We start from the raw sequence: 7,247 nt of genomic DNA, 5'->3' as shown, positions 1-7,247 counted from the left end.
GTCGTACATCATGCCATGCATATCCATCAGCATTTTTCCATTGCCAACTTCCCTGATGCGTGGCCATTCGGTATACCATCCGCCTCTATGGTCGTAGGTACGTGCCGCTTTTGGCAAACGATAAGTATACCATTGTCCGCCATCAAGCAACTTCAAAATTACCGATCGCCTATCCCAGCCTATTGCCCATAGCGGACTTTTATCGTCTGGTGAACCATAAATACCACCGGGTCCTGTGATATCAGTAAATTGTTTTCGCTCTATGATTTTCCAGGTCTTACCATCCCAGCTTGCCAAAACACCCATTTCTTCTGGCCCCTTAGGCAAATCTCCTGCTTTTAGCATATCCTTCGTCAATTTGAAAACAGCATCCTCGCCGTTGTTCGCAACAACAAAGAGGTTTTGACCGGTATAGGCGCCTTTTCCATGCCAGCCGGGTACAGGTTTTTCAAATAGTTTCTTAACAGCAAGGCTATTTACATCAACCTCATACACCTTACCCTCCATATCATAGAAGTATACTTTGTTGGACGGATCAGTCAGGTGCCTTGCGGTTGCGGTCATCCTGCCTGGCATTACGGAAAAGGGAATTGCCCTTACTTTTCCATTTTTATCAATAAAATAGCTACTGGTGATCAGTTGATTCGATTCTTTATGGATCATCCTGTTAGCAGGAGTGCCGCCAATACTTTCCGGATGTATGGTTACATTCAGATCTGCATCTACGCTATAAAGCTTATCTGCACTTCCATTAGGGGTATGAGGAGAATAGGTAACCATCCATAGCTTATTTGCCCATGGGGTTATCGCTCCGATGCCATTTTCAAACCCCTCACCAAATCCTACAGTGCTTTTTTCTGTTTTTGGCCAGCCCTCATTAAACGTAGCTAAATGTGGATATACACCACTTACCTGCAGTGGTTTCGTTGTCTTCTGTCCGAATGTGTTCAAAGATAAAAGTAGTGCCGCCAGGGCAGCACAACTTTTTAAATTAGGGCTAATATTCATTTGTGTGTGTTATAGGTTAATAATTTAAGTTCTGAGTGATGTTGGGGTTTACCCTTCTTTCTACAGCCGGTATAGGCCACAGGTATTGCTTGTTTTTATCAAATTTCCTTTCAATAAGTGCCTTAACATCAGATCCAAAACCCGAGTAATCGGCTATGCCATCATCGTCGAGCGGAGTAATGCCCGGGAAAGGCCATTTTGAGCGGTTTTGATTTGCCGGATCAGGTAAACCAATGACTGGTTTTGTCAGTGCCTTTTCGGCCAGGTGCCAGCGGATCAAATCCATGTAGCGAAGCCCCTCTTTTGCAAATTCTACCCTTCTTTCTCTCCGTACAACTTTTCTAAGTTCTGTTAGATCTGTTGTCGTTACAGCAGGATATAAGGTGGTTTGTGCAGCAGTAACACCATAGGCTCTTGCCCTCACCTGGTTAATGGCATCTAAAACAGTAGCATCCGCTTCTCCCAGTTCTACCTTTGCCTCTGCATAAGTCAGCAGCATCTCGGCATACCTGATAATGATGGCATCGTTGTCTTCGGCAAGTCGGTCGGCCCAGGTTTGGTCAATACCCTTTTTCCAAAGGAAACCGGTATAGCTTGCAAATGCGGCAACCGCACGTGAATCTTTATTGGATACACTTTTGTTCTGTTTTGAACTATAAACCGTTAAAGAATCCGGATGCGGGGTATAATTGTACCCCAGCCATTGGGTGTTGAACTCCACAACAGTTGCCGTGAGACGGGGATCGCGGTTTTTGAAGGGCTGTTTAGGGTCGTACAAAGGCGACTCATCAATGGGTTTACCATCAGTACACTCATAAGCATCCACAATATCCCGTGTTGGCAATTGGGCGCCAAAGCCACCGGCATTTCTGGAAATATTGTCCTGCACATAACCTGCTCCGTTAAAAACCTGTTGGGCCTGATCTCTTGGAATACTGATAATTAGCTCTTTGCTGGTTTCACCTGCTTTTAAAAACAATTGAGAATAGCTGGCATTAAGGCTATAAACATTGGCCGCACCTAAATCCATTACTGCTTTTGCAGCATCGCGTGCCACGTCATATTTCCCTACATACAAAGCAGTTCGTGCTTTTACAGCTAAGGCTGCACCCTTGGTTAACCTTTTCACTTCGGCCTGCGCATAGGTCTCAGGCAAATTGGCGATAGCAAAATCAAGCTCTTTAAAAATAAAATCAAGTACCTGATCTTTACCGGTTCTGGTGATCCCGTATGATTCTTCGAGGGTTAAAGTGGTTGTTAATAAGGGAACGTCGCCAAAATGGGTAACCAGTTTAGCATATTGGTTTGCCCTGATCAAACGCATCTCTGCTTCCAGTCTCAACATCACTGCTGCTGGCGTATTGGCCGCAGCTTTATCTTTATTGGCTAGAAACGAGTTCGCTCTTGCAATGGCTTTGTAACAGTTTAACCAATAAGTTTGCACCGCAGCATCGTCGGCATTCATCGTGCCGCCGATCACTGCATTTGTTAACTGGCCGCGGTGCCACTCATTGTCGCCAAACAATTCGTTATCATTCCCCCAGAAAACCAGTCGGTAAAGGTCATTAACAGCCAGTTCCAATTCGGTTTGGTTGGAATAAAAATTCCCGGTCGAGGCCTCAGAAAGTGGATTGAGGTCGAGTTTATTGCAGGCCGAAAGACCTACAGATATGATGATAATTAAATAGAACTTTTTCATGATTAAAATTTTAAGGTTGCACCGGCCAATATTGTGGTTACAATTGGGTAAGCATAGTTTCCGGCTTCAGGATCCAGATATTTTGGAAACTTACTGGACGAAAACAGGTCGTTAGCTGAGACATAGAAACGGAACGACTGAATGCCTGCCTTTTTTATCCAGCTTTCCTTTAAAGTATAGCCCAGCGTAAGGTTTTTTACACGAAAGTAAGAGCCGTCGATTAACCAAAAGTCAGACAAAGTATAGTTGTTCGACGTAGAGGTACGCGATAACCTTGGATAAGTGGCCTGAAGGTTTTGCTCGGCAGTATTATTCGGGCTCCAGAATTTCCCAACCATTTCAATTGGTACGTTTCCAAAAGCTTCGGCAAATGGTTGGGTAACTTCGTCGTTTAACCGGCTTAACTTTTTCCCAACTCCCTGAAATACTGCACCAAAATCAAAGCCCATATAATCAAGTCTTATATTTCCTCCATACTGATAGCGGGGTAAAGCTCCGCCAAGCAACACCTTATCGTCGGTAGTGATCTTTCCATCATTATTCAGATCCTGGTAGCGGATATCTCCTGCTTTAGTGTTTGCATTTAGCACTGGTGCTCCCGCAACTTCTGCCGCTGTCTGAAATATCCCATTGGCTTTATAACCAAACCATTCATTGTATTCGCTGCCATTACGGATAATCTGATCACCTCTAAATTCTGTCCCTTTTAGATCTCCGATTTTTGATTTGGCGTCTGAAACGTTCGCTGCAACAGCGTAATTCACGTTCCCGATCTTATCTTTCCAGCCCATTTCCAGTTCCCATCCCTTCACATTTAATACCCCCGCATTTTGGTTAGGCTTGTCATATCCTAAGTAAAGCGGAATATCAAGCGGCAAAAGGATATCGTAAGTTTTCTTTTTATAGTAATCAGCAGAAACGGTTAACCTGTTATCAAGAAAAGCTGCATCTAATCCCACATCGGTGGTCTGACTGGTTTCCCAGCTGATATTCTCTACTGCATATACCTGTTGTCCGCCTCCAGTTAACGGGGTAACAACTCCATTCTGATAGAACAGTGCATTTGTAAAATCTATGGTTGCCTGGTAAGGATAGTAAGCGGGGTTATTGTTCCTGTCTAACAATCGTTCATTACCAGCACGGCCCCATGATCCTCTTAATTTAAGGAAAGAAAGCCAGTTCATACTTTTCATAAAGCTTTCTTCGGTAACTGTCCAGCCTGCCGAAACCGATGGGTATACCGCATTTCTGAATTTATCAGCAAATCGGGAAGATCTGTCTGAACGGATATTTCCCTGGATGTAATACTTGTTTTTATAATTGTACTGCAAGCGACTGAACAGGGAATGTAATCCTGATTCGTTTGCACTGCCCGAGTTGTCTCTCAGTTCTGTACTTCCGGCATTTAAGTAAGGAAAATCAACAAGGGCAAAACCGGTTCTGGAAGCACCCAAAGATTCAAGTGACCTGTAATTTTCTTCATAACCCACAAGCACATCAATGGTATGGTCTTTTGCAATCTCTCTGGTATAGTTAGCAAGCAACTGCCCGTTAATGCTAAAAGCCTCATTTCTGCCTTCGCTCAGGATAGTTTTAGGCTGGTTCACAATGGTACTTACACTGCCATCGGCATTGGTAAACTTTATTTGTTTAGAGAAATACTTGTCCTTATCCAGATCAAAAGTTGGTGCTACCTGCATGGTCAGCGTAAGTCCCTGAATGGGTTTGTAATTAAACATAATGCGACCGCTGATTTGATTTGCAAGGGTTTTACTAAATCCTCCCTCATTGATCTGGGCAATTGGGTTTCTGCCATCCTTTCCAAAAGCCAAAAGCCCGTTGGAATAGAAATCATCATAAATTGGAGGCATAATACGCGCCTCATAAATGGGATTGTAGTTGTTACTTAATTCATTTGCATTGCCTTTGTTGGTTGTTCTTTTATAGGCAACATCTAAGTTGATATTCATTTTGCTGTTCAGCTGCAGGTCGTTGTTGATACGAAACAGGTATCTGTTGTAAGATCTGTTGTCGTAAAATGCTCCGGCATCTGAATAGCCCAGCGAAGCCTTGGTTTTTATTTTATCAGTTCCCATGGTAAACACCAGATCATGGCGTTGGCGTGGGGCCGATTTATTGGTCATAACGGTTTCCTGCCAATTGGTATTTGGATACTTATCCGGATCTGCCAGGTTGTTTTCCAGGTACTTGTCGATACTTGATTGTGGAAAAGGGCCGGTAGAAGCACCATCATTAGTAGCCTGCTCATTAAAGTAGCGCATATAATCCTGTACGCCTGCATATTCAGGTAATGCGGTTGCTCTTTGCACGCCATACTCGTAGTTATATTCCAGACTGCTCTGCCCCTGTTTAGCTCTTTTAGTAGTTACTAAAATTACGCCTGCCGCCCCTCTTGATCCGTAAATTGCAGCCGAGGCAGCGTCTTTTAGTACCGTAATGTTTTCAACATCATTTGGGTTTACATTATCAATATTGCTTACAGGCACCCCGTCCAGAATAATTAGCGGGCTGTTTGTTCCAATGGTAGTAATCCCCCTGATAGAGATGTTGGATCCGGAGCCGGGAGCACTGCTGGTACGGGTTACAGAAACACCGCCAACACTGCCTTGCAGGGCTTCAGAAACCTGAAGTGTTTGCCGCCCTCCTACATCCTTTGATCCTATTGAAGTTACTGCGCCGGTAAGGTCCTTTTTTCTTTGCGTACCATAACCAACTACTACAACCTCGGTGAGGTCCTTATTATCGACCAGCAGACCAATTTGAAGTGGTTTACCCGTAAGTTCAACAACTTGGTCCTGGTAGCCAACAAATGTTAACAGAATGGTTTTTGCTTCGGAAGGGGCATTTAAGGTAAACGCACCTTCCGCATTTGTACTTGTTCCCTGCCTGGTGTCTGTAACAGTAATACTAACACCCGCCAGAGGTTGTTTTGTGGTGGCATCGATAACTTTACCCGATACTTTTTTGGTTTGCGCGACGGCTGCATATTGCAGGCCTAAAAACATCGCCAGAAGTAATAATTTTCTTTTCATTTATATTTGGTTAAGTTTTAAAAAAGATTGTTATTTGTCAATCTGATTTAGTTTTGATTGGTTTAGTAAATTTATATCCCGTTTTACAGAATGAACCGCCAATACCATATCCAAAATATTGGTCAATATTTTAGATAACCTAACCAACTATAAAACAACCACTTACACCAGATGAATAGGTATTCTGAACAAGCTGAAAATTCAATATTTTTTCAACAGCTGGACATATGCTGTCAGAAGGTAGCTGAGCAGATCGGTGAAAAACCAATTTCTGATTGGACGAACAGCGACTATGTAAGGTTAAGTGGTTTATTGTCACGTAAAACATCCATTCATTTAAGCGAAAGCACCCTTAAAAGAATCTTTGGAAAATCTAAAACATCTACCCGGTATTATCCACAAAAGGCAACACGCGATGCCCTTGCGAAATTTATAGGCTACAGAGACTGGTACGAATTTGAGTTTAAGAATCCCATTATAGATGTAAAAACCGGATTAGTACAGAAGGCACCTGCAAAAACCCCTGAAACGCATAAGCAGGAAAGCAATAAGAAAATGTTATACTTTATTGCTTTTATAGTACTGGTTACGTTTATTGCGATAGTACTATTAAGAAAACCAGATACAGGCACGGATCTTTTTGCCCAGAACGTAAAGCTGAAGTGCATAAACCCCGAAGGACTTACTCCACATTCGGCTATATTTAAACTGGACGCAGCAGGACCATTGCCTGATTCATCTTCTAATTTCTCTGTTGATTTTGGTGATGGTAAGATAAAGAGGGTTAACCTCTCAGACAGCCTTTTTAATCATTATTACGAAATCCCAGGAAGGTACTACCCTGTGCTGTTGTATAAGAAAAGACCCATCGATACCGGATATGTTTATCTGCAAAGTAAAACCTGGAGTGCCATTACTTCTGTGATGCAGGATACCACAAGAGTATACCCGGTTTTAGTAAAAGATTTAGGCCTTAGAACGCCAATTACGGTATCAGCAAGAGAAGTTTACAGTGCCGGTGTGGATACCAACCGCACGTTCTTTGTTCATTTTTCACACGTAAGACCTACCAATATCAACGGAGATAATTTTGAACTGACGGTGCACGTTGCCTCTTCCGAAAACAGGGCCGGTGTAAGATGCTCACAAGCAGATCTGTTTATTTACGGAGAAAAGGATAAGCATGTGTTTGGCATCATTAAACCCGAATGTGTGGCCTGGGCACATTATCAGTTTTCTGAAGATGTTAAAGATGGCGCAAAATATGACCTTAGGGCGCTTGGACATGACCTGAGTACCGGCGCTGATTTAAAGCTTCGAATTGAAAACAAACAGGTTAAACTATACATCAACTCTAAAGAAGCTTTTAAAACACAGTACAACAAATCAATTGGTAAGATAATGGGAGTTAAACTGACAATAGCAGGAATAGGCTATTTCGAAAACTTACATATCTCAGACCTGAAGACAAAAGAAACATTCTGATC

Annotated in this window: 3 protein-coding genes and 1 pseudogene; 1 reads left to right on the top strand and 3 read right to left on the bottom strand. The window is 42.7% G+C overall.

The window, feature by feature from the left end; all coding sequences use genetic code 11:
- The 3 genes and pseudogenes from AC1DDX_RS02380 to AC1DDX_RS02370 form a co-directional block, all read right to left on the bottom strand.
- Positions 1-1,008: pseudogene (locus AC1DDX_RS02380) on the bottom strand (hypothetical protein); the annotation flags it as partial.
- 16 nt (positions 1,009-1,024) lie between these two features.
- Complete coding sequence (locus AC1DDX_RS02375) at positions 1,025-2,707, bottom strand: RagB/SusD family nutrient uptake outer membrane protein (RefSeq protein ID WP_337716545.1); 1,683 nt, start codon at positions 2,705-2,707, stop codon at positions 1,025-1,027.
- Between the two features lie 2 nt (positions 2,708-2,709).
- Positions 2,710-5,760, bottom strand: coding sequence for a SusC/RagA family TonB-linked outer membrane protein (locus tag AC1DDX_RS02370; protein WP_337716543.1), 3,051 nt, complete (start codon positions 5,758-5,760; stop codon positions 2,710-2,712).
- 171 nt (positions 5,761-5,931) lie between these two features.
- Here AC1DDX_RS02370 and AC1DDX_RS02365 point away from each other — a divergent pair, with 171 nt between their 5' ends.
- On the top strand, positions 5,932-7,245 hold the full coding sequence (locus AC1DDX_RS02365; RefSeq protein ID WP_337716541.1) for a hypothetical protein: 1,314 nt from the start codon (positions 5,932-5,934) through the stop codon (positions 7,243-7,245).
- Positions 7,246-7,247: the final 2 nt, after the last annotated feature.

It is taken from the genome of Pedobacter sp. 10L46_2 (assembly GCF_056395165.1).
This window is presented reverse-complemented; position numbering and strand designations above follow the sequence as displayed.